The sequence below is a fragment of the Shewanella amazonensis SB2B genome (assembly GCF_000015245.1).
Classification (GTDB): domain Bacteria; phylum Pseudomonadota; class Gammaproteobacteria; order Enterobacterales; family Shewanellaceae; genus Shewanella; species Shewanella amazonensis.
Genome location: NC_008700.1, coordinates 3,916,315 through 3,940,285, shown reverse-complemented (window position 1 = coordinate 3,940,285; position 23,971 = coordinate 3,916,315). Strand labels below are relative to the sequence as shown.

Genomic DNA, 23,971 nt, shown 5'->3' with positions numbered 1-23,971 from the left:
GAAAACTCTTCGGTCTTATATTGAAAATTGACTAACGCGACAGACGCTCATCCCTGATTCGACTGTCGCTGCTTCGGCATCCATGCCTCGCTACGCCATTTTCAATAACACCCTCAGCAGTGTCGGACGGGGATGAGTACGGTGCTAGCTTCAATCTCGGTGGTGTTCCTGCGGCCACGTTGAGCGGGTCTGGGTGCTATCGTCGCAGTGGTGAATTAGGTTACATTGATGGGATGTCTACATGGAGGTTTTATGAAGTATTTCTGTTTGTTAGCATTGGTGGCTTTTTCTGCTCTATCACATGCAAACAATAGTTTGCCTAACAACCGCCACATAGCTGTGGTCGGCAATGCGCAGATCAGTGCCACACCGGATATTGCTGTGATCCACCTCGAAGTTGAAAGCTTAAAAGGCAGCAGTGCCGAGGCCAAGACGGATGTCGATGATAGAGTCAACAAGCTGCTGGCGGGCCTTGGCAAATTTAAGGTGGATGAGAAAAATGTCTCTGCATCCAGCATCGCCACGGCACCAGTTTATTCCTACGGCGACAACAACAAGCGCGTGCTGGATGGTTACCGTGCCAGCCGCAATTTAACGATAACCCTGAATAAACTGGATAACCTTAATGCATTGATGGATTTCGCTCTCAGTGTGAAGATTGATGAAATAGATCGGGTAGAGCTTAAATCGTCAAAAGAAGTCGAGCTCAAGAATGAGGCCAGTGCTTTGGCCGTTGCCAATGCAACAGAAAAAGGGCGTATGCTGGCCAGCGCGTTTGGGGCAACACTTGGCAGCGTCTACAGTATTGGCTCTGCCGAGGATGGCAGTTATGGCCGCTATGGCGCCAACAGTGGCATAGAGCGCATAGAGGTAACAGGTTCCAGACTGGCAAAGCCCCGTGTTACGGGAAAATACCTGCAGGAAAACATGGTGTTTTCGGCCTCTGTCGGTGTGGTATTTGACCTCGAGGTGAACCAATAGTCACTTGCCGGGTTACTCGTCCGTTAAGCAGTATTGGTTTTTCCCGGCCTTTTTGGCCCTGTACATACGCTTGTCTGCCAGAGAAAGCAGGGCATCGATATCGCTGCCATCTTCGGGGAGCAATACGCCGCCGATGCTGCAGGACAAATTCACCAGCGTTTCGGGCAAATCGATAGACGCAGTCACAGTGACATTGATTTGCTCGGCGAAACTCGCCAAAGCCGCTTTTGAACTAATGTTGTTACACAGCAGCACAAACTCATCACCCCCAAGACGGCAAATAATGTCAGAGTCGCGCAGCCGATGCTGCATGCGCCAGGCGGTAATACGCAGTACTGTGTCGCCTGCCTCGTGCCCCCAGGTGTCGTTAATCGCTTTAAATCCATCCAGGTCGATAAACAGTAGCGCCAAGCCGGCGTTTGCCAGCCCCGGTTGCTGGGTTTTCTGTAACAGTTGTTGGTAAAAAAAGGCCCTGTTGGGGAGCTCAGTTAGGGTGTCCGTGTGGGCCTTGCTGTGTAATTCTTTGTTTCTAATGCCAAGATTGAGCTTATCCTGGCGCATTTCTTTATAGGCATCACCCACGGCTTTGGAAAAGGAATACAACAAAATTGCAAATGGCAGTATGACCGACAACCACACCACAATGCTTCTGGCGGCGTTCTCCGGGCTGACAGTCCTGGTGATGTCAAACCACTGCCGGGAATGGGCCAGGGCGAAGAACAGTGCCGTGCAAACAAAGGCGATAATCAGTTTGCGTGCGAGGCGGGGGAAAAAAAAGGTCATACTCAAAGCGGAAAACAGCAACCAGATCAACCCGGCACTGAAGAGCCCATAACGCGTCAGGCCGACTATCCCCACCAGGGCCATGATAAAGGCCACCACCAGCACCTGGTGTGTGAGCTTGAACGACGCCTTATAGCGGTTCAGCACAAGCACCATCATTGCCAGCACCAGGTGCACACAGGGTTCAACAAATTGCTGAAACTCGAAGGCACGCATGGCCGAGAGGGGCAAACCCACCAGAGTCAGTAACAGCAATGACTGCCACAGGCCCTCTACATAGGTTTTCTGATAGTTATCTGAGTATTCCAAATGACCCCGCTCGGATATCCGGTTTTTATCCTCACCATTATAGTCGTAGTCGACAGCATATTCAGGCCTGATTTTTAAGCCTTTCCAGGGTTATTAACCCCAAAAATCCGGGGCATCCGTTGCATCCAAACCGCCCGGACTCAGCGCCCCGCCTGACATGCCGCCCGGCCCCGACCATAAACCCGGCAAAGAAAGAAATTGTCGCAAGAGTGTGCATTAAGCCCCATCCCCTGGTCACAGGCGGCCATTGTTCAGCCCGCGCCGGTGAAATCGATGGCGGTTACACGTTGAATCACCTTGCCAGCAGCAAGCGGCGCCAACAAAGCAAGGGCTGCCAGTCTGCTTACTGTCCAGATTATCCCTGCATGAAATGTCTTGGTGTTTTTCCGGTTTGTTTCCTGAAAAATGCAATAAAAGCGCTGTCGGATGAGAAACCCAACCTAAAACCAACTTCGCTCACCGGCAGGGCGCCGGACAATAATTCGATGGCCTTGAGCAGGCGCCACTGCTGGCGCCATTCCTGATACGACATGCCTGTATCTCTTTTGAACAAACGGGTAACCGTCTTGGTGCTGGCACCAATCGTCGCTGCCAAAGAATCGATATCTGGGGGGAGGAATTCGGGCCTGAACAGCTGCTGGCGAAAGCCATGAAAACGGCGATCTACCGGAATGGTCAGCCGAAACGAATGGCACCTGGCGGCATAAAATTCTTCCCAAAACAGGGCGCAGCTGTGGGTCATACTGGCCTCGGGAGTATCCCATGGCCAGAACGCCATCTTATCTATCAGCGCCTTCAGCAGAGGGTTGACGTCCACCATGGTGACGCTTGCTGGGGCCACGATGCGACTGCAGTCGAAATAAAGTGAACGGTAGGCGACTACATTGGTCATCACCGCCCTATGGGGGGTGTGAGGCGGGATCCACACCGCCTTGGTGGGCGGCAGGATACCGATAGCATCTTCCCATGCAAAAGTGATGCAGCCCTGGGGCGCATAAAGCAGTTGCCCCTTGCCATGACGATGAACGCCCGAGTCGTGTGAGCCTACATCGGCCGCGATACCGATGACGCTGGCCGAGAAGGCGTCGGCATCGAAGGCCATGCCCAGCTGCAAAATCGCCATTGTGTCCTTATTTAAATGTTTTTGGTCTGAATGTTGATAATTGGCTGTGGTGAATTAAGTCTACACTGCCCGCAAACGTAAGTCAGGGTGGCAGATTGGATGAAAACTAAACCTTCTTTGTGGCTGATGCTGCTGTTATTGATGTTTCCACAAATAGTAGAAACCCTTTACAGCCCGGCATTGGTGTCGATTTCGCAGGCGTTTGCTGTCTCTGATACCGAGGCATCACAGACTCTGTCGATTTACTTTATTGCCTTTGCCCTCGGGGTCGCGGTATGGGGCATAGTGGCCGATGCCTGGGGCCGACGGCCGACCATGTTGTTGGGGCTGAGTGTCTATGGCATCTCGGCGTTGGTTGCATTGCAAACCGACAGTTTCGCCGTGCTCATGCTGGCCAGAGCCTGCAGCGCCTTTGGGATTGCCGTTGGCTCCATTGTGACCCAAACCATGCTGCGGGACAGCTTTGATGGGGATGCGCTGGGCAAGGTATTCAGCCTGATGGGGCTCGGCATCGCCCTGAGTCCCGTCATAGGTATGTTTACCGGCGGCCAATTGGTGCTGCTCGGTGGCCATGGCGCGGTGTTTACGTTGCTGTTATTCATGGCACTGGTACTGCTTGGCTGCTGTGTGCGTTTTTTACCGGAGACGTTTCCCGAAACTGTTACCCGGACTCAGGGCACGAATCAGTCGTTTCCGTTATCGGCGCTGGCAAAGCGAATGTTGGCAGATTGGCACATCTGGCGCTCGGCGCTGCTGGTCGCCATCTATAACATCGGCTTGTTCAGCTATTACCAATTGGGCGGATTTGCCTTTGCCCGGTTGGGGTTGACCCCGGAGGTGTTCGGTTACAGCGGCCTGCTGCTGGGGCTGGGTTCCTGCGTCGGCAGTTATCTCAATAGCAGGCTGATTGCCAATGAGGTCAGTCTACAGCGACGGCTTCTCGGGGCGGCAACCCTGCTGCTGTTGGGCGCTGTTTCCCTGTGCCTGCTGCAGGGCAGTGTCTGGTTTGTGCTGCCTATGTGCCTGGTGGTGATGGCATTCGGGGTGGCTATCCCCAATGTGCTGAGTATGGCCCTGAGTGACTATAAGATGTATGCAGGCAGTGCCGGTGCCCTGCTTGGCCTGATGTACTACCTGCTTATCGGCGCTGGCCTGGCACTGGCCGGGTTAATAGAGCACCTTGGCTGGGTGCTGCTTGGCTGCGCCGTCGCGGCCTGGGCCGTTACGCTTATCCACCGCCGCTAACTGGCCCACGCCAATAATCAACGGGAGCCAACTGGCGTTGAGTGTGCCGCGCCCAAAGCAGCTACAGCGCCTTGCTCCCCATCAACCTTTGTTGTACCTTGGGTAAATCTGTTACTGGCAAGACTTTTTAACCCTAAGATGATGAATTACAGTGGTTATTAAGCACGCGGTAAACGGTAAACGGTAAACGGTAAACGGTACCACCATGTAGATCAGGGAAGAACCGCTCAGCCACGCCTTCACAGGCAAGGCCAGCAAAGCAGGGACAGCGCCAGCCACGTTCGCGACACAAGCGCCAATTAAGCTAAAAGCCCGCTCACCCTTCAGCCTCTCCCTCATCTCATAAGGCCAAGTTCGCACAAGGCCCTGTGGCACCCGTAGGTCATTAAGCAGCATTAAGCAGCATTAAACAGAAGGTACTGCACAAAACTTGACCTATGCCCAGATTTGCCACCGCCCAAGCTGCTAACTTGCTGTTGTTTTCGTTGGATTTTTTAAAAACAGCTTCTAACCCAAGCCAGTTGGTCAGGACGCGCTAAGGCTGCAAGTGCCGGTGCGGTAGCCAACCCGAAATTCGGGTGTTTAGCGCCAACACAGGGCGTTTAGTGGGAATGCCAAACTTCGTTTGGCGAAAATCGTGGGGCTTCACCCCACACCCGAGGAAAGGGGGCAGTATCGACTTGCCCCCTTGTCCAATCCCCCTGCGACCCGCAACGAAGCGGACGACTCCTTGGGCATTTGGTGTCCTATCGCTATCGCGTCAGACGCTCATCCCTGATTCGACTGACGCTGCCTCGGTATCCATACCTCGGCCACGCAACGGACACCAATGCCCTGCGGCCGCTTCAAGCGGGAGCGACGTAACCTTCGGCAAATGCGTCGGCGGGAAGAGTTGAGGGTGTCCTCACTTTTTATTTAGAATTGATAGATGCATGGGACCTTAACGAAGCCTTCACTTGGGATAAGTTATGTCAAAAGTATGAGCATAAGTTAAAATTGCCCACAACAAGGCAAAGATTGGTGAGACATAATCGAATAAAGTTAGCATATGAAAATAAGAAAAAAGCTATCTCGACTGGATAAGCTGTTGTTACTACTCTGCCTTCATCATTAAAAGATGCTCAATTGAAGAATGAACAGCTAACAAATGAAATAAAATAGTTAGAAAAAGTGAATAGATTACTTTTAGAAAAATTTTAAATTTAAAATTTGGCAATGCAATGTGTATTGCTCTGGATCGAATCAAAATCAATTAGATAAGCCACTTTCTAAAGCTGATAGAAAATAAACTATTTTTAAATAAGGGGTTTTATTATGTCTGGTTACTGCTTTTTTGCACCGGAGACACAAGAATTAGCCGAGAAAGCTGGCATCAAAGAAAAAATAGAGGATTATGCTGAAGCTCAAAGAAAGCAGACATATGTTTTAGTTAAACCGTTATCTAAAGACGATTCAGAATATGATTATGAATGTGCTGTAGTAATATTTTCATCAGGTTCTAGACCTTGCTTTATTGATCTGGACGATAATAAAGATAAATTTGATGATTATATTGAAGACTTCTTTGATGATATTTCATTTTTGTCTGAAAAATTTAAATATAGGACAAAAATAGGAAGAAAAAAACATTGGATCGATTTATTTGATTGTTGTACAGCTGATGAGTTGGATTTAGCTTCTTTAAGTTTAGAAAAACCATCAGAAAAAAGAGTTTCAGATCTATTAACCTCTTTGGTTATAGGTAGTGTTAACGATGTTGATAAAATTAACATCGAAGCAGAAAGTCTTTTAGAGTTGGTAAAGTCAAAAATTGTTTTGTTTGACACGGATCAAACTGGTTTTGTATTTAAATCCAATGCTGGGAAAAAATATGTGATTCAAGGTTTAGCTGGTTCAGGTAAAACTGAATTACTATTGCATAAGTTAAAGGAAATATATTCTTCAGAACAAGATGCTCGTATAGCATTTACTTGCTACAATAAAATATTGGCATCATCAATGAAAAGTAGAATTCCAGATTTTTTTGACTTTATGAGAGTTGAGCGTCAAATTGATTGGGATAATAAACTATTCTGCTTCCATGCATGGGGAAGTTCAAGAGATCCTTATTCTGGAATGTATAGATATATATGTCATAGCTATGGCATACCTTTTGGTAATATGCAAGCAGGAAGTTTTGAATATTTATGTGAGAAAGCTATTGAAGAAATTAAGTCAATTCCTTCATCAGAATTTGAATTCATTTTCGATTATGTATTCATTGATGAAAGCCAAGACTTCTCTGAGAGTTTTATAGATTTATGCGATCTTGTAACTGAAAAGAAACTTTTTGTCGCAGGTGATGTCTTTCAGAATATATTTAGACCAATTGATGCATCTGTTGCTCGTTCAGATTTAGTTCTTAAAAAATGCTATCGGACAGATCCTCGGAACCTAATGTTTTCCCATGCTTTAGGAATGGGTTTATATGAACAGCCAGTATTAAGATGGTTAAAGCCTCATGAGTGGGAAGCTTGCGGCTACAATTATACAGTGCAAAAAAATAATAGGGCTATTGTAAATAGAGATCCATTAAGAAGATTTGAAGATATGCCTGATGACTTTAGCTCTACTTATATACATACTATTAGAAACAGAGAGTCAATTTCTCTTTCAATTTTCGAAGTGATACAAGAAATTATTGGTCGGCATGAAACGATAGCTGAAGGGGATATAGCAGTAATTTTTTTAGACTCACAAAAGTATATTTATGATGCTATCTCACAATTAAAGAGCCTAGTTGCAGCTAGACTGGGTTGGAAAGCAAATGTTTCATTTGAAACCAAAAGAAGCGATCCTGATAGATTTTTTATTTCAAATATTAATAATGCAAAAGGATTAGAGTTTCCATTTGTTATCTGTTTTTCATTAGATCTTCATAGAACAAGAACTTTCCGTAATGCGCTTTACACAATGATGGCTAGATCCTTTTTAGAAAGCCATTTAGTTGTAAATGAGTTATACAATGCTGAACTTGTAAAAGTATTGAATGATGGACTTGACTGTATAAACACAAATGGATATATGGATATTAGAATTCCACCAGATGATGAGATCGCTAATCAAGACGATTTGATTATTTGGGAGGATAAATTATCAATAGAAGATTATGTGAGAAGTTGGTGTAAGGAAAGAAAAGCAACTCCAAGATTAGTTGGTAAATTAATAAACAGAATTACAACGATTACGGGTGATGATGACTATGATCAGGGTTATTTAGATTCACTTCTACAGCTTGAATATGAAAGGAATGTCAAGTTATGAGTTGTTATGTATATAGGGATGTTCCTGATTATTTTATATCTGGATTTTGTGCAGTAAGAAATTCATGTGATAATTTCCTTAATGTGCTAAAAGTTGTAGAGATTGTAAATAATTCTGTTCCAATAATAGATGAGGAATATCCGAATGATTTTGATTTGGTTATTTTTTCTGGAGATTTTAAAAGAGCAATAGTTAAGAAGAATGATGGGTATTTTTCAATGGCCATCCCATTTCAAGTAATTTTTGATAATGAAAGATTACATTTTAATTGTGATAGCATAGGTGAAGAAGTCGATGGTAGATTCATTTCTATTATGAGGAATGCTACGAGCACTTTAAAAGAAGTCAGCTTCTCACATGAAGATGTTATATACTCGATAATGGAAAATTTTAGATTAGAACTCGAAGAAGCTATGTGCTATTTTGACGTTTTTGCTTCTTTATTAACTGATGATCATGGATATTTTCGTTTTGATGATGATCAAGATAACGAAAATGGTAGAATTCATCCAAGGTATCATTTTGATATTTTTTATAAAAATAGCTCATCAATTAAAATTGGAATGGATCGAATTGCTGATCCCGATTGTTTATATGCGCTTATCGATGGTTCAAGAGAGAAAAAATATCTCTCTAACGGGTGATATATGAGCGAATAACTAAGACATATATGGACGCTCCACTGAACACAAGGTGTTGCCCTCGGATAGCCATCCGATGTCTGCCTTGTCTGTCATCCTGTCTGCGCGTTTGCTGATGACTGACTTAAATGGTGTTGCTCTGAGCTGATGTTTTGACAAAGTGCTCGGGCTTGGCCATGCGCTTAATGCACTTGCGAGGTGCCCCTGACGAAAAGTCAGAACAGCAATAAAACTTCACTTGCAGATTGCACCGCACCTTAATTCCGCTTCGGTGCCGCTGAGGGTGTTGGAATTGGGCGCGTAGCCGAGACTGGGATGTCGAGGCTGGTTCGGTCGAACAAGGATGTGAGTCCGAACCAGTAGCAAGACCAACTCCATAAACCCGAGGGGATTTCGGCACTGTTGGGGGCGTCTTTTGGGTTGCAAGGGGCTTTGGACGAGCAAAGCCCTTTGCCCCGGTGAAGCCTGGAAGGCTTCGATTTGCGTCGCTTGCAAAGCGACTTCAAAAAACTTCCCATCGCCAAGTCAGGCGAAAACAAGTTACTGGGGGAAAGACACCTCAAACCGCGCGCCGCCGAGCAAATCACTGCGGCCAAGCAGCAAGCGTCCCTGATAGGCATCGGTAAGATCCTGCACTATCGCAAGGCCTATCCCATGGCCTTTGTCGTAGGTATCGGCACGAATGCCGCGCTCAAAAATCTTATCCCGCATCGACTCATCCACCCCGGGGCCATCATCCTCGACGATAAGCCGCAGCCTGCCATCCTGCTTGGCGGCGCTTAAGCACACCCGAGAGCGGGCGGCCTTGCAGGCGTTATCCAAAAGATTGCCCAGAAGCTCAGTCAAATCCCCTTTATCGCCCTTAAACACCAGTTCGGCCGCGAGTTTAAGCTCGAAGTCGATGCCCTTATCGCCATGGATTTTGCTTAAGGTGCGCGTTAACCGCTCTGCCTGGGGCAGGATTTCCACCCCCTGGTGCCAGGAGGCGGCGCCGGCGCTCTGGGCCCGTTTAAGCTGATGGCTGATGCTGTGGCTGATGTTGTCCACCTGCTCCATCACGGCATCGTCCAGCCCCGGGTGGCTTTGCAGCACCGCCAGCGGGGTTTTTAAGCTGTGGGCCAGATCCGACAGGGCATTGCGGTAGCGTTTACGCTGGTTTTGCTCTGTGGTTAACAGGGAGTTGAGCTGATGCACCAGCGGCCCAAGCTCGGTGGGATAATCGGTGTCTATGCGTTCTTTGTCGCCGTGCTCCACCGCTTTGAGTTCCGCCTCGAAGCGTGACAGCGGCTTTAGAGTCCAGCGCAGCCACAGGCCCAGCACCACGGCGAGCAGCGCCAGTGCCAGCAGCAGATAACGCCACAGGCTGGACTCAAATTCGGTGAGGGCTTCGCGGTAACGCTGCTGGGATTTAAGAATATGGATACTCAGGGGCACGTCCACGCCCTTGCTCTCGTAGACGGCGGTAAAGCTCATCACAAACAGCGGCTCGTCGTTAAGCAGGGTTTCGCCAAACACCTTGGCATCGGCGCCGGGGGCGGGGCTTGGCAGTGCCGGGATGGCGCCATGGCCAATGAGGGAGCCTGAGCGCCACAGCACTTCGCCTGCGCCTGAGCGCACCTCGGCATAGAGGCCGGAGCCATCGACATTGAACTGGGGTTCATTGAGGAAGGGCGGCATTTCCAGCTTGCCGTCTATCACGTCGGTTTGTGCCAGCACCGAGTAAATCAGGGCGCCGAGCTCGTCACGGCTGCCTGCCAGTGCCTGACGTTCAAACGCCTGAAACAGGGCAATGCCAAGGGCGGGCAGCAGCAATGCCACCAGTATGGCGGCACTGACGAAGAGGCGTGTTTTCAGGGATAGGCGATCGATAAAGGCCGCCGCCTGCTTGTGGGCCGGTGCGGCTGCAGGCACTGGCTTGGGCGTAGAGGCTGAGTGTGACATCAGGTCAGCAGGTTCAGCCGGTAGCCCTGGCCGCGCAGGGTTTCAATCAGCCCGAGCTCGTTGTCCGGGTCGAGCTTTTTACGCAACCGGCGGATAAAGACTTCAATCACGTTGGAGTCGAGGTCGAAGTCCTGATCGTAAATATGCTCGGTGAGCATGGTTTTGGATTGCACCTCGCCCCGGTGCATCATCAAAAATTGCAGCAGCCGGAACTCGGAAGCCGACAGGCTGACCCGCTCGCCGTTAAGCAATACTTCGCCGCTGGCGGTATTGAGGGTAACAGGGCCGTTTTCGATAACGGGGCTGGCCTTACCGGCGCTGCGGCGAATCAGTGCCTTTAAGCGCGAGGCCAGTTCCCGGGGATGGAACGGCTTGGTGAGGTAGTCGTCGGCACCGGCATCCAGGCCTTCGACCTTGTCTTCCCAGCTGTCCCGGGCGGTGAGGATAAGAATGGGGAACTCACGGCCTTCGGCCCTGAGCTTGGTGACCAGACTGATGCCATCGAGCTTGGGCAGGCCTACGTCGATAATGGCGGCGTCGTAGTCGTACTCCAGCCCCTGAAACAGCCCCAGCTCGCCGTCGGCGGCCACATCCACGCTGTAGAGGTTTTCTCTGAGGTGATCCCCCAAATTGGCGGCCAGGGCCGCATCGTCTTCAACCAGTAACAGGCGCATTGTCAGTCTCTCCCAACCCGTCCGGTACGGGCATCCACAGATACGTAAAAGACTTTACCGTCGTCGCTGACCATCTTGACCCGGTAGCCGGGGTTGCCACCCACCTGGCTGCGGCTGACCTTGAGCACCCGCCCGGGATAGCGGCTGGCGGCCATACCGGCGGCCTGATCGCCACTGGTGACTTTGAGCGACTGCTGCTGTCCCTGATTGTTCATCTGGGCATAGGCCTTGGCCAGGACAGGTATGGGCGTTGCCAGGTGCAGACAGGCGCCAAACAAGAGTGTCAGCAAAAACCGGTGTGTCATGTCTTTTCTCTCTGCGTATCAATGGTGCCAGTGTAAAAGATCCCCTGCGGTAAAGGAAAGTACGAACAGCAACTTAACTCGCAGTAAGCCTGTAGCAGGACGGCTGTCGCTCCATCCGGGGGCGTCTCTGGAAATCCATTGACCTATTGATAGCGGTTAACGGCTGAACATTGGCTGAAAGTGCTAAAAAACCGCGTTCAGGAAGCGTTCATGGCGGGGGGGATTTAATGGCTTCAACAAGTCAGTATGAGGACGCGACTATGAAGACTCCATTCCAAGGCACACTTTCTTCCCTGAGTATCAAAACCCTCATGGCAGCCATGATGCTGGCGGGCAGCGCTGCTTATGCCTCGGCGGACACCCTGACCGGCAGCCCCATAGGTGCGCCCATGGTGTCGGCGGTGGGCACTCAGCTCAGTGACAAGCCAGACAGCAGCCGCTATGTGGACGACGCCATGGCCAGTGAACTCAAGGCCAGAGTGCAGCAAATTCAGGCCGTGGCCGCCGAGCCCAAGACCCGCGAACAGGTGGCGGCGCAGAAAGAAACCAGCGCCAAACTGCAGCGCAGCCGTCAGCAAAGCTACGGCGTGTATCATGAGTTCAGCTTTTACAATGCCTTTGCCCGCCTGTTTGAAGACCGCGACTACGATGGCTTCCATCGCAGCTTTTCGGTGACCTTCGATGCGGATGTGTATTCCAACTACCCTGACGAATCGGTGCCCGTGTATGCCGAGCTGTACCTGAGCCGCAACGGCGGCGACTGGGTGCGATACTTCACCACCGAGACCTTTTATATCCGTGGCGCCAATGAGCTGGATGACTATGAAGTGCTGACCACCCTGGCCCAGGGCTACGGCACCGACCATTACGACGTGCTGATTGACCTCTATGAAGTGGGCTACAGCGACATAGTGGCCACCATCAGCTCGGACGATACCAATGATTTGTATGCCCTGCCGCTGGAGAGCGCCAACTATGACACAGAAGAGGTGGTGATCGATGTGGAAGGCGGTGGCAGCCTGGGCGCAGGTGCGCTGGCGCTGCTGGCATTGGGTGCCTGCCTGCGCCGCCGCGAGCGGAAATAGACCGTAAACCGTAAACCGTAGACCGTGAGCTCGTTACGACTCAAGCCCATCGAGCCAGGCCAGCAGCTCCTGCTGATGCTCCCCAAGTCGTGGCGGCGGCAGGGGCGAATTGAGCGCCTCTCCATCCATTTTCACCGGGCTGCCTACAAAGGGCAGCCTTTCGCCGTTAAAGTCCCGCTCGATTTGCATTTGCCGGTGTTGGGCCTGGGGCTCATCAAGGGCTTCAGACACAGTATTGATGGGCCCGGCGGGCACCCCGGCATCGTTCAAAAGCGCCAGCCACTCGCCCTTGGATTTGGTCAGCATGGCGGCCTTTATCAGTGGCAACAGGGTTTCGCGGTGCCTTACCCGCCCGGCATTGGTGGCAAAGCGGCTGTCATGGGGCAGTTCGTGCAATCCTGCCAGCTCGCAGAAACGGGCAAACTGGCCATCGTTGCCCACGGCCAAAATCAGGTGGCCATCGGCGCAGGCAAAGGCCTGATAGGGCACGATATTAGGGTGGGCATTGCCAAGCCGGGGTGGATTTTGGCCGCTGGCGAGGAAGTTTTGCGCCTGATTGGCCAGCATGGCGAGCTGTACATCGAACAGCGCCATATCGATATGGCAGCCAAGGCCCGTGGACTGGCGCGCCACTATGGCCGCCAGAATGGCATTGGCGGCATAAAGCCCGGTAAAGAGGTCGGTAATGGCAACGCCGGTTTTCATGGGCTCGCCGCCATCATCAGCCGCGCCGGTGAGGCTCATCAGGCCACCCATGGCCTGGATCATAAAGTCGTAGCCTGCGCGGGGTGCGTCCGGGCCGCTCTGGCCAAAGCCGGTGATTGAGCAATACACCAGTTGGGGGTTCATGGCCTTGAGGCTGCCATAATCCAGGCCGTATTTTGCCAGCCCACCCACTTTGAAGTTTTCCAGCAGTATGTCGCTGTGGCGGGCAAGCTTTTGAATTTGTGCCACATCATGAGGATTTTTCAAATCCAGCAGCAGGGATTTTTTGCCCCGGTTGGCGGCAAGGAAGTAGGCGGCATCCCCCTGTGTGTGGCCCCCTGCATAGGGCGGGCCCCAGTGGCGGGTATCGTCGCCACCGTCCGGATGTTCAATCTTGATAACCTCGGCACCCATATCGGCCAGTAACTGGCTGCACCAGGGACCGGCCAGCACCCGGGAGAGATCCAATACCCGCAGGCCTTTGAGCGGTTGTTTCATGGAGTTTCCTTAACGGTTTACAGCATCTTTTTGTTGGAATTTGCGCCGCTATTGACTTTATCCCTGCTGCTCCCTAGTCTGCAAGGTCAGTCATCAAGGTGGTATGCAATGGATATAAAGTACAATTTAAAACCCGCATCGGAGCGCCGCACTGAGCCCTTTGAACCTCAGGGAGACGTGGGATTCGGCAAGCTTAGAACCGACCATATGTTTATGATGGACTACAAGGATGGCCAGTGGCAGAACGCCCGTATTTTGCCCTACGGCCCCTTCGAAATGATGCCCGGCGCCATGGCGCTGCATTATGGCCAGTCTATCTTTGAAGGCGCCAAAGCCTTTATGCATGACGACGGTGAAATTTACACCTTCCGTCTGGACAAAAACGCCCAGCGTCTCAATCGCTCGGCCGACATTGTCTGTATCCCGAATATTCCGGAAGCCGTGCAACTTGAGGCCATCAACGCCCTGATTGATGTGGACCGTCTGTGGTTTCCACGTCAGGAAGGCGCCTGTCTTTATATCCGCCCCTTTGTATTTGCCACTGAAGACCGCCTGTCGGTGAGCCCGGCGAACCAGTACACCTTCTGTGTGGTATTGAGCCCAAGCGGTGCCTACTATGGCAAAAACCTCAATGCCATTCGCCTGTTGATCACCACTCAGTTCCACCGGGCTGTGTCCGGTGGCACAGGGGCTTCCAAGGCCGCCGGTAACTATGCCGCATCCTTGCGTGCCGGTAAGGCTGCCGCCGAGCATGGCGCAGCCCAGGTGCTGTATCTGGACTCAACCAACCAGTACATTGAAGAAGTGGGCGCCATGAACCACTTCCATATCCGTAAAGACGGCACCCTGATTATTCCTGAGTTTACCGATACCATTTTGCGCTCCATTACCTCTGAGTCGATTCTGGCGCTGGGTGAAGAGCTCGGCTGCGAAGTGCGTCAGGAGACAGTAAAACTCAGCGATTTTATTGCCGATATCGAAGCCGGTGAAATCGTAGAGGCCGGTGGTTTTGGTACTGCCGCTGTGGTATCGCCGGTTGGCTCTTACATCTTTGAAGATGGCCGTATCGTCACCGTGGGTGATGGCAAGGTGGGTGAGCGCATCAGCCACATCTACAAGGTGTATACCGAGATGCAAAAGGGCCTGCGCCCTGCGCCTGAAGGCTGGGTACGCAAGGTCGAGCGCCGCAGTTAATAATAAGCGCCACCGTTGCTGGCTGGGCACTTCGCCCGCAAGCGAAGCCCACAAAGTAAAGCCAGCAAGGCGAAGCCCACACAGCAAAGCCAGAACAGCAAAAAGGCTCCCCAGGGAGCCTTTTTTCATGCCAGCCTGCTTCTTATGCTGGCCAAGTTGTTATGCGAGCCAACTTCTTATTTGAGCGAATCTGGGCGGGGGGCGGCTCAGGTATTCAGGGTACGGCTCTTCAGCAGCGCCATGGCATCCCGTGCGGCCATGGGTTTGCCCAGCAGGAAGCCCTGCACCTGATCGCAGCCGTGTTTGCGCAGGTGTTCCAGCTGGGCCTCGTTCTCAACCCCTTCGGCTACGACATTCAATTCCAGACTGTGGGCGAGGGCGATAATGGCACCCGTGATGGCGGCATCGTCCGGGTCGGTGCTGATGTCGCGCACAAACTCCCGGTCGATTTTCAACGTGTCCAGCGGGAAGCGCTTGAGATACGCCAGGCTCGAGTAGCCGGTGCCAAAGTCATCCACTGCCAGTGACACCCCCAGGGCCTTGAGCCGCTGCAATACGGCCACAGATTCCTGTGGGCTTTTCATGATCATCGACTCTGTCAGTTCCAGCTCAAGGCATTTTGCCGGTAAGCCTGCCACCGCCAGGGCTACTTCGATGGTGGACAGAATATCTGCCTTGAGCTGGCGGGCCGACAGGTTAACCGCCACATGCAGGTCATCAAAGCCTGCGGCAGCAAATTGCGCCATATGGCGACAGGCCTCGTTGACGACCCAGTGCCCCAGCTGATTGATGATGCCAATTTCTTCGGCCAGCGGAATAAATTCCGCTGGGGAAATGGGCCCCAGCTCCTTGCTGTTCCAGCGCAGCAGTGCCTCAAAGCCTGTGATGCTGCCATCGCTGACCCTGAATTTGGGCTGGAACACTAAACTGAGTTCCTGACGGACGATGGCCTGCTTGATACCGGCCTCCAGCTGAACATGGCGCATGGCGTATTCGTTCAGCCTTAAGGTGTAAAACTGGAAGTTGTTCCGCCCCAGCGATTTGGCGTGATACATGGCGGTATCGGCGTATTTCACCAGTGAGGTACTGTCGCTGGCGTCCATGGGGTAGAGGCTGATGCCTATGGAGGGTGAAATATTCAGCGCCTGATCTTCCAGAATAAAAGGCGTTTGGAAGGCGCGAATCAGCTTCTCGGCAATCACAGTGGCGGCCTTGGTCTTGGCAACGCCTTCCAGGATGATGGTGAATTCATCACCACCGAGGCGGGCAACTGTGTCCCCTTCGCGCACACAGTTTTGCAGCCGGTGGGCAACGGCCTTGAGCAACAGATCGCCGATATGGTGCCCCATGGAGTCGTTGATGTGTTTAAAGCGGTCGAGATCCAAAAACAGCAAGGCCACCATGTTGCCGGTTCTGTGGGCCTGGGCCAGCGCATGATCCAGCCGGTCCTGGAACAGGGTGCGGTTGGGCAGGTTGGTGAGCGGGTCGTAGGAGGCCAGCAGGCGCAGATCCTCTTCGGCCTTTTTGCGGTCGGTAATGTCGGTAAACACGGCCACAAAGTGGCTGGCTTCGGCTTTACTGTCGAGTACCTGATTGATTTCGAGCCAAATCAGAATGGCGCGCTGATCCCGGGTGCGGATTTTCAGCTCTCCGGCCCAGTGTTTATTGCGCAGCAGCTGCTGTTCTATGGCTTCATAAATATGTCGCTGTTTGCGATCATGGGTTAAAAACAGGAAGTGCTTGCCCTGCACCTGTTCCGGGTTGAAGCCGGTTATCAGGCTAAAAGCCGGGTTGACCGAGGCGATACGGTAATCCAGGCCACCCACCACCACGGCTTCGTTCATGCTGGCCAGTACCTGAGCCGACAGCCTGAGTTCGTTTTCGGCGTTTTTGCGACTGGTGATGTCCTTGTGGGTGCCCACCATACGTACCGGCTTGCCTTGTTTGTCCCGCTCTACCACCTTGCCCCTGTCCGTGATCCAGATCCAGTGGCCGGGTTTGTTTTCAATGCGGTATTCGGCCTCATAGAAGGCGCGGCTGCCATCAATATGCTGTTCGATGGCATGGAGCACCCTGGGCTTATCTTCCGGGTGGATACGGTCCAGCAATACAGGGCCATTGAGCTGTTGCTCAGTGTGGGGATGCATACGGGTGCGGAACACCTGACCGCTGGGAATGTCCCAGTCCCACATACCATCGCCCGAGGCCCACAGTGCCAGTTTGAGTCGCTCTTCCGAGGTGCGGATGCTGGTTTCAAATTCGCGTCTTTGACGCCGCTTAACGCGCCGTTCGCGCCAGAACCAACCCAGGATGGCGACAAGCGTGAGGGTATAAAGCACATAGGCCGGAGGGGTGCGATACCAGGGAGCCACCACGGTTAAGGGGACAGTAAGGATTTGGTAACCCAAAGGATTGGCAGCCAGACCATGGCGAACCCTGAGCAGGTAATTGCCGGGGCTCAGGTTGGTATAGGTGATTTGCGCTTGGGCCTGTGCACTGTGCCACTGGCTGTCAAACCCTTGTAAATAGTACGCAAATCGGTCAACGCCCGGATAGGAAAAATCCAGCGATGTGACTTCAAAGCTGACAACCTTGTCTTCAAAGTTCATCTCGACGCTGGGCGGTGTGGTCAGGTCCAGTATCCGGGTGCGCTTGCCTCCCAGGCTGTAGCTGGTTAAGGCCAGCGGGGGCTCCTGGCGGCTCTTGGGAATTTGCTCTGGCAGAAAGCGGGTAATGCCGTTAATGCCGCCAAACCAGAAATAGCCATCCTGGCCGACAAATTTCACCCCGCCGTTATATTCCTGCTCCTGCAGCCCCTCGAATTTGTTGAACGTAATGATGCTGTCTTCACCTGGGGTATAGCGGCTGATGCCCGCGTTACTGGAAAACCAGAATTGCCCCTGTTTGTCTTCCAAAATGGCATAAATGGTATCGCTGGGCACCCCTTCATTGCTGGTCAGATGGCGAATCTGCCAGCCGTCCTGCTCCTGACGCAAAATGCTGATCCCCCCGTGGGTGCCCACCCAGACGTCGCCATTGGCCGCGCTGTAGATATCGCGAATACGATTGTTGCCAAGGCTGCTGCTGTTGGCCGGGTCGTGGGTAAACACCTGAATGTCATTGGTGTTGGGATTGAGGCGGATAAGACCATCCAGGGTGCCAATCCAGAGCCAGTCATCGATAAATTCCAGCCCCAGAATCTGGCGCACCGCCAACTTGTCGCCCAGTGTTTCATCCAGGGGGAAGCGCTTGAGCTCTGTCCCCGAAATAGGCATGTAAAACAGCCCTTCATCGAACGCCACCCAGAGGGTATCGTGTTTGTCTAGCGCCAGGGTGCGCCCCTGGCCATCATGCTCTGGAGGATGCAGCAGCCTGAAGGCACCGGAAGTAGCCAGATGCCCCAGCCCATAATTACTGGCAAACCAGAGCGAACCCTCTTTATCCTGGATAATGTCGCGCACCACCAGAGAAATGGCTTCGGGGACAAGGTTAAGGGCATCGGCAAACAGATGGGTATGGTATTGGTAGTTATCTTCGTTGGGCTTGAGGGTTTTTATGCCTGCCCCCTCGGTGCCAATCCAGACGACTCCTTCGCGGGTTTGATAGATGGCCCGCACCATATTGATTTGTTTCGGTAATGCCACGCTGTTGTCGAACAGGTGATCGAAGTACTGGCGGCGAATATTGATTTTATCCAGTCCCGAATAACTACCACCGAGCCAGAGCACTCCGTTGGGGTCGAGCAGGACACTCATCAGATTGTTGTCGCTGATGTCGCGAAAGCTGCGGGAGTCGTTTCTGTGGTAGCGGGCACGCCAACGGTCGGTTTTTTCCAGCTCAATCAGACCGGCACCCGGTGCTATCGCCCAGATTTCCTCGGCCGAGGCCAGGGTAAAGTCCCGGATATCACCATGGAAGAACCCCTGGGGTTCACTCTGCCAGAGTATTTTTGCACTATGGGTATCCATCTCGTACTGCCACAGCTCTTTGCCGATGGCGAGATAAGCGACATTGCCGATGCTGTGGATTTGGTTGACCGGGCTGGTGGAGGGCAACTTGAGCTTAACTATGTTGTTGCTGCTGATGGCATAGGTGCCGTGGGCCTGGGTGCCCACCAATAAATATTCGTCTTCGATATTGCCCAGGCTGGTAATTTTGGGTGTCAGGGCATTGCCAAGGGGAATGGGGCGAATTTGGCCACTCTTGCGCTGCATGGCAAACAAGCCCCTTTCTGTGCCTATCCAAAGGCTGTCGCCTATCACAGCCAGACGGGTGACCCTGAGCTCACTTAAACCATCGGCTTCACCGTAGCGAGTAAACTTGCCGGTTTGCAGATCCAAACGGTTCAGACCCTGGGTGTAGGTGCTGACCCACAGCAAGCCTTCCGGGTCCTGTACTATGTCTGTGATGTAGCCTTCCGACAGGCTGTTGGTATTGCTGGGATCGGGTAAGAAGACGCCAAATTCCTGGCCGTTGAAATAGTGCAGACCATCCTGACTGCCTGCCCAGAGCATGCCAGCCTTATCGGTGTAGAGGCGGGTGATGGTGTTTTGATTCAGGCCGTCACTGCTGCTGAAATGCTGAAATTCCAGAGTGTTGTGATAGTGATAGCTGCCGTGTTCTGCGCTGGCGGGTACGGTGCCAAACAGCAGAATCAAACTCAACAGAGCGCAAAATAGTGCTCGAAACATGCTTCTCCAATCTTCAAGGTATTGGCCTGTGCGCAGTTGGCTGCGTCTATTTAAGACCCGGATTTACAGTGCCGGGCGGCATGGATGCACTGCTATCCTTGCAGAGGTGGAACCTGGTGTTTCATTTTTGTTGTCAGTGTTAGATTTTAGCGTCGGGGATAGGTGTGTCAATTTGCATGTAACACAAAAAGATAAAAAGAAAAAAGGCCCCGCCGGAAGGGAATAAGCGGAGCCCTCAAAAAGGATATGGCATAGAGGTGGGTTAAGCTTGAGGCACCCTTACAGTGCCTTCCATCAGGATGCGCGCCGAGCGGCTCATGATGGCCTTGGTGACAGTCCACTGGCCGTCCACCTGTTTGGCCTCGGCGCCTACGCGTAACGTGCCGGACGGATGGCCGAAACGCACCGCCTGACGCTCGCCGCCACCGGCGGCAAGATTCACCAATGTGCCGGGAATGGCGGCCGCCGTGCCTATGGCCACCGCAGCTGTGCCCATCATGGCGTGGTGCAGCTTGCCCATGGACAGCGCCCGGACCAGCAGGTCGACTTCATCCTCAGCCACTGTCTTGCCGCTCGACACCACATGGGTCATGGGGTTGGTCACAAAGGCCACCTTGGGGGTGTGCTGGCGGGTTTTGGCTTCATCCAGGGTCTTGATAAGCCCCATCCTGATGGCGCCGTGGGCACGCAGCTGCTCAAACATGGCAAGGGCCACCGGATTGCCATTGATGGCCTCCTGCAGCTCATCGCCGCGATAACCCAGGTCTTCGGCGTTGACGAAAATCGTGGGGATACCGGCGTTTATCAGGGTCGCGCGGATTTTACCGCTCGGGTGCACCTCGGAGGGTACTTCCAGCTCGTCCACCAGATTGCCGGTGGGGAACATGGCGCCACCATCCTCTCCATCATCCGCAGGATCGACAAACTCCAGCACGATTTCGGCGGCCGGAAAGGTCACCCCATCCAGTTCAAAATCACCGGTTTCCTGCACTTCGCCGTTGGTCACGGGCACATGGGCAATAATGGTTTTACCGATATTGGCCTGCCAGATCCGCACTTCGCAGATACCGTTTTCAGGCACCCGGGAAGCATCCACCAAACCCGCGTGAATCGCAAAGGCGCCGGCGGCGGTGGACAGGTTGCCGCAGTTACCGCTCCAGTCGACGAAGGCGGTGTCGATGGACACCTGACCGTAGAGGTAATCCACATCGTGACCGGGCACGCTGCTTTTATTCATGATCACGCACTTGCTGGTGCTGGACGTGGCGCCGCCCATGCCGTCGGTGTGCTTGCCATAGGGGTCGGGGCTGCCAATCACCCGCAGCAGCAGCGCATCACGCTCTGCACCCGGCACCCGGGCCGCCTCAGGCAAATCGTCGAGGCGGAAAAACACCCCTTTGGAGGTTCCGCCACGCATATAGGTGGCAGGAATGCGGATCTGTGGTTTAAACATTTTAATCTCCAAAAAACGATTGGGGCGGAACCTCAGCGGCAGAGGGAACTGCCGCCAGACATGTCAGTGCCTGCGGGCAAGGAAAAATCGCATTTTTTCGCAGCGACAAGGCGAAGCGGTTGATACCGCGAAGCCGGACCGACAGGGCCGCCACGCATATAGGTAGCAGGAATGCGGATCTGTGGTTTAAATGCCATGGCATTGAATCCTATGATTTAAATTGGTTCTGAAATCTGTTCCCGTCTTCTCAGGCCCTGGCTATTTCAGACGCCGGTATGTTGCGCGTGGGGCGAGGCGGCCGCGCGCAGTGCAGGAGGTCCTGCATGAGCACGGCCAACAAAGCCCTGGGCGCAACAGGCCGCGTTATGAATTGGCCAAGAAGTCCTGGGCGAAGCGTTGGAGAACTCCCCCTGCCTCATAAATGGACACTTCTTCGGCGGTATCCAAACGGCAGCGCACAGGCACTTCCACTGTTTCGCCATTTTGGCGACGGATAAGGAGCGTTAGCTCGGCACCCGGGGTGCGCTCGCCCTTCACATCGAAGGTTTCAGTGCCGTCTATGCCGTAGGTCATGCGGGTTTCGCCGGGCATAAATTCCAGCGGCAACACGCCCATGCCCACCAGGTTGGTGCGGTGAATACGCTCGAAGCCTTCGGCCACAATCACTTCGACACCGGCAAGACGCACGCCCTTGGCGGCCCAGTCACGGCTGGAGCCCTGACCGTAGTCCTTACCGGCCACTATGATCAGTGGCTGCTTGCGCTCCATGTAGGTTTCAATGGTTTCCCACATGCGCAGTACCTTGCCCTCGGGCTCGAGGCGAGCGAGCGAGCCCTGCTTCACCTTGCCGTCAGCATCCTTCACCATCTCGTTAAAGAGCTTGGGGTTGGCGAAGGTGGCGCGCTGGGCAGTCAGGTGGTCGCCCCTGTGGGTGGCGTAGGAGTTAAAGTCTTCCTCCGGCAGGCCCATTTTGGCGAGATACTCACCGGCGGCGGAGCTTGCCAGAATCGCGTTGGAAGGCGACAGGTGATCTGTGGTGATGTTGTCACCCAGCACCGCCAGTGGCCGCATACCGCTTAAAGTCCGCTCACCGGCAAGGGCGCCTTCCCAGTAGGGCGGGCGGCGGATGTAGGTGCTCTGTGGGCGCCAGTCGTAAAGTGGCTTCTCGGTGCCGTATTCCACGGCGAGATTAAACATGGGGTCGTACACGGCGCGAAACTGCTCAGGCTTCACCGATGACTTGATGATGGCATCGATTTCCGCATCTTCTGGCCACAGGTCTTTAAGGGTCACTGCATTGCCAGCATCGTCTATGCCCAGCACATCTTTTTCGATATCGAAGCGCACTGTGCCCGCGATGGCGTAGGCCACCACCAAAGGCGGCGAAGCCAGAAACGCCTGCTTGGCATAGGGGTGAATACGGCCGTCGAAGTTACGGTTGCCCGACAGCACGGCGGTGGCGTACAGATCCCGCTCGATGATTTCCTGCTGGATGACTGGGTCCAGCGCGCCACTCATGCCGTTACAGGTGGTACAGGCAAACGCAACAATGCCAAAGCCGAGCTGTTCAAGGTACGGCAAGAGACCTGCTTCTTTCAGGTACAGCTCCACCGCCTTGGAGCCGGGGGCCAGTGAGGTTTTCACCCATGGCTTGCGCACCAGACCTTTTTGCACCGCGTTGCGGGCAATGAGGCCTGCGGCAATCACGTTGCGGGGGTTACTGGTGTTGGTACAGCTGGTGATAGCGGCGATGATCACCGCGCCATCGGGCATCTTGCCTGATTCTTCTTGCCAGTCGGCGGCAATACCCTTGGCGGCCAGATCGCTGGTGGCCAAACGGGCATGGGGGTTGGAAGGCCCCGCCATGTTGCGCACCACGCTGGAGAGGTCAAACGTCAGTATCCGGCCATAGTCGGCACCCGTCATGGCATCCGCCCACAGGCCTGTGGTTTTGGCATAGTTTTCAACCAGCTCGACCTGCTTTTCATCACGGCCGGTGAGGCGCAGATAGTCGATGGTCTGCTCGTCGATATAGAACATGGCGGCGGTGGCGCCATATTCGGGGGTCATGTTGGAGATGGTGGCACGGTCGCCCAGGGTGAGCGCCTTGGCGCCTTCGCCGAAGAACTCAAGGTAGGCACCCACCACCCGCTCTTTACGCAAAAATTCGGTCAAGGCCAGCACCACGTCGGTGGCGGTAATGCCGGGGTTTGGCTTGCCGGTGAGCTCAACACCAACGATATCCGGCAGACGCATCCAGGAAGCGCGGCCCAGCATCACGTTTTCGGCTTCAAGGCCACCCACGCCGATGGCGATAACGCCGAGGGAATCCACGTGGGGGGTGTGGCTGTCGGTGCCGACGCAGGTGTCGGGGAAGGCGATGCCGTCACGCACCTGAATAACCGGTGACATCTTTTCCAGGTTGATCTGGTGCATGATGCCGTTGCCGGGGGGGATCACATCCACATTGCGGAAGGCCTTTTTGGTCCAGTTGATAAAGTGGAAGCGATCGTCGTTGCGTCTGTCTTCGATGGCACGGTTTTTCTCAAAGGCATCCTTCTCGAAGCCGCCGTGCTCCACCGCCAGTGAGTGATCCACAATCAGCTGGGTTGGCACCACAGGATTCACCTTGGCCGGGTCGCCGCCCTTGGCAGCAATGGCATCACGCAGGCCGGCAAGGTCCACCAGGGCCGTTTGGCCGAGAATGTCGTGGCACACCACGCGAGCCGGGAACCAGGGGAAGTCGAGGTCTTGCTTACGGAAAATCAGCTGGCTTAAGAAGTCGTTCAGGCGCGCGGGCTCGGCCTTGCGGAGCAGGTTTTCGGCCAGTACCTTGGAGGTGTAGGGCAGTTTGTCGAAGGCGCCGGGGGCGATGGCGTCCACCGCCTCGCGGGTATCGAAGAAGCTTAAATTGGTGCCGGGCAGCGGCTTACGGAATTGAGTGTTCATAACGGCGTTCCAGACAGGCAAAAGGGCGCGAATAATGAGTGGCTGTTGTTTTTGTGCGGCGGGCGTTATTGGGGCCGACTGCTCGTCGGCC

At 53.5% G+C, this 23,971-nt stretch carries 15 protein-coding genes; 6 read left to right on the top strand and 9 right to left on the bottom strand.

What is annotated here, in order from left to right; translation table 11 throughout:
- Positions 1-315 precede the first annotated feature (315 nt).
- Positions 316-981 (top strand): SIMPL domain-containing protein, encoded by a 666-nt coding sequence (locus tag SAMA_RS17245; protein ID WP_232280500.1) that lies wholly within the window; start codon positions 316-318, stop codon positions 979-981.
- Between the two features lie 12 nt (positions 982-993).
- Here the strand turns inward: SAMA_RS17245 and SAMA_RS19225 are convergent, their stop codons facing one another.
- Both SAMA_RS19225 and SAMA_RS17235 read right to left on the bottom strand, forming a co-directional pair.
- Entirely contained in the window at positions 994-2,073 is a 1,080-nt protein-coding gene (locus SAMA_RS19225) for a GGDEF domain-containing protein (protein ID WP_049757943.1), read from the bottom strand.
- A 355-nt stretch (positions 2,074-2,428) separates the two neighbouring features.
- Positions 2,429-3,196 (bottom strand): AraC family transcriptional regulator, encoded by a 768-nt coding sequence (locus tag SAMA_RS17235; RefSeq protein ID WP_011761415.1) that lies wholly within the window; start codon positions 3,194-3,196, stop codon positions 2,429-2,431.
- A gap of 99 nt (positions 3,197-3,295) precedes the next feature.
- Between SAMA_RS17235 and SAMA_RS17230 the strand changes: the two genes are divergently transcribed.
- The 3 genes from SAMA_RS17230 (at position 3,296) to SAMA_RS17220 (ending at position 8,388) form a co-directional block, all read left to right on the top strand.
- Positions 3,296-4,441, top strand: a complete 1,146-nt coding sequence (locus SAMA_RS17230; RefSeq protein ID WP_011761414.1) for an MFS transporter — start codon at positions 3,296-3,298, stop codon at positions 4,439-4,441.
- A gap of 1,314 nt (positions 4,442-5,755) precedes the next feature.
- A complete protein-coding gene (locus tag SAMA_RS17225; protein ID WP_011761413.1) occupies positions 5,756-7,744 on the top strand; it encodes a DEAD/DEAH box helicase in 1,989 nt (662 codons plus the stop codon).
- Positions 7,741-8,388 carry a hypothetical protein gene (locus SAMA_RS17220; protein WP_011761412.1) on the top strand — a complete coding sequence of 216 codons (648 nt, stop codon included), beginning with the start codon at positions 7,741-7,743 and terminating at the stop codon, positions 8,386-8,388. Before SAMA_RS17225 ends, SAMA_RS17220 begins: the two co-directional genes overlap by 4 nt.
- A gap of 537 nt (positions 8,389-8,925) precedes the next feature.
- Here the strand turns inward: SAMA_RS17220 and SAMA_RS17215 are convergent.
- Genes SAMA_RS17215 through SAMA_RS17205 form a run of 3 tightly spaced genes read right to left on the bottom strand, consistent with a single transcriptional unit; the run spans position 8,926 to position 11,305 of the window.
- On the bottom strand, positions 8,926-10,326 hold the full coding sequence (locus tag SAMA_RS17215) for an ATP-binding protein (protein WP_011761411.1): 1,401 nt from the start codon (positions 10,324-10,326) through the stop codon (positions 8,926-8,928).
- A complete protein-coding gene (locus tag SAMA_RS17210) occupies positions 10,326-11,000 on the bottom strand; it encodes a response regulator transcription factor (RefSeq protein WP_011761410.1) in 675 nt (224 codons plus the stop codon). The genes SAMA_RS17215 and SAMA_RS17210 overlap by 1 nt, the downstream gene beginning before the upstream one ends.
- Positions 11,001-11,002: 2 nt before the next feature.
- Entirely contained in the window at positions 11,003-11,305 is a 303-nt protein-coding gene (locus SAMA_RS17205; protein WP_011761409.1) for a PepSY domain-containing protein, read from the bottom strand.
- Positions 11,306-11,565: 260 nt separating this feature from the next.
- On the opposite strand from SAMA_RS17205, the gene SAMA_RS17200 reads away from it, so the two are divergent.
- Positions 11,566-12,390 carry a choice-of-anchor H family protein gene (locus SAMA_RS17200; protein ID WP_041409934.1) on the top strand — a complete coding sequence of 275 codons (825 nt, stop codon included), beginning with the start codon at positions 11,566-11,568 and terminating at the stop codon, positions 12,388-12,390.
- 33 nt (positions 12,391-12,423) lie between these two features.
- Here the strand turns inward: SAMA_RS17200 and SAMA_RS17195 are convergent, their stop codons facing one another.
- On the bottom strand, positions 12,424-13,593 hold the full coding sequence (locus tag SAMA_RS17195; protein ID WP_011761407.1) for a CaiB/BaiF CoA transferase family protein: 1,170 nt from the start codon (positions 13,591-13,593) through the stop codon (positions 12,424-12,426).
- 108 nt (positions 13,594-13,701) lie between these two features.
- Between SAMA_RS17195 and SAMA_RS17190 the strand changes: the two genes are divergently transcribed.
- The gene (locus SAMA_RS17190) at positions 13,702-14,787 is read left to right on the top strand and encodes a branched-chain amino acid aminotransferase (protein WP_011761406.1); all 1,086 of its coding nucleotides are present in this window, start codon (positions 13,702-13,704) and stop codon (positions 14,785-14,787) included.
- A 206-nt stretch (positions 14,788-14,993) separates the two neighbouring features.
- On the opposite strand, the gene SAMA_RS17185 is transcribed toward SAMA_RS17190, so the two are convergent.
- The 3 genes from SAMA_RS17185 to acnD form a co-directional block, all read right to left on the bottom strand.
- A complete protein-coding gene (locus SAMA_RS17185; RefSeq protein WP_011761405.1) occupies positions 14,994-19,478 on the bottom strand; it encodes an EAL domain-containing protein in 4,485 nt (1,494 codons plus the stop codon).
- 262 nt (positions 19,479-19,740) lie between these two features.
- On the bottom strand, positions 19,741-20,931 hold the full coding sequence (prpF, locus tag SAMA_RS17180) for a 2-methylaconitate cis-trans isomerase PrpF (RefSeq protein WP_011761404.1): 1,191 nt from the start codon (positions 20,929-20,931) through the stop codon (positions 19,741-19,743).
- 363 nt (positions 20,932-21,294) lie between these two features.
- Positions 21,295-23,880 (bottom strand): Fe/S-dependent 2-methylisocitrate dehydratase AcnD, encoded by a 2,586-nt coding sequence (gene acnD / locus SAMA_RS17175; protein ID WP_011761403.1) that lies wholly within the window; start codon positions 23,878-23,880, stop codon positions 21,295-21,297.
- Between the last annotated feature and the right edge of the window lie 91 nt (positions 23,881-23,971).